At 69.7% G+C, this 853-nt stretch carries 1 protein-coding gene; it reads left to right on the forward strand.

Annotated elements, in window-relative coordinates; genetic code table 11:
* A partial coding sequence (locus ACXJMY_RS37970; protein ID WP_456624465.1) for a VCBS domain-containing protein occupies positions 1-853 on the forward strand: 853 nt, incomplete at both ends.

Consider the following 853-nt stretch of genomic DNA (forward strand, 5'->3'; position numbering starts at 1 on the left):
MCATCATGGCGGTCTCGCCACCCAGGTCGTGTCGATCGACATCACCGGCACCAACGACGCCCCGCTGATCACCAGCGCCGCACAGTCCGGCAGCGTGTCGGAAGGCGACGACCTCCCGGCCGCAGCCCAGACCGCCACCGGCCAGGTCACCTTCTCCGACGTCGACACCAGCGACACCCACACGCTCTCGGTCAGCGTCGCCGCCGCCCACGGCACCGCCACCGTCGACCCCGACGGCACCTGGCATTACACCGTGCTCGACAGCGGCGCGGTCGACGCGCTCGCCGCCGGCGAGCATCTCGCCGACAGTTTTACCGTCCAGGTCGACGACCACCATGGCGGTCTCGCCACCCAGGTCGTGTCGATCGACATCACCGGCACCAATGACGCCCCGGTCATCACCTCGGCGGCACAGTCCGGCAATGTGTCGGAAGGCGACGACCTCCCGGCCGCAGCCCAGACCGCCACCGGCCAGGTCACCTTCTCCGACGTCGACACCAGCGACACCCACACACTCTCGGTCAGCGTCGCCGCCGCCCACGGCACCGCCACCGTCGATCCCGACGGCACCTGGCATTACACCGTGCTCGACGGCGGCTCGGTCGACGCGCTCGCCGCCGGCGAGCATCTCGCCGACAGTTTTACCGTCCAGGTCGACGACCATCATGGCGGTCTCGCCACCCAGGTCGTGTCGATCGACATCACCGGCACCAACGACGCCCCGCTGATCACCAGCGCCGCACAGTCCGGCAGCGTGTCGGAAGGCGACGACCTCCCGGCCGCAGCCCAGACCGCCACCGGCCAGGTCACCTTCTCCGACGTCGACACCAGCGACACCCACACACTCTCGGTC

It is taken from the genome of Bradyrhizobium sp. P5_C12, from assembly GCF_054049735.1.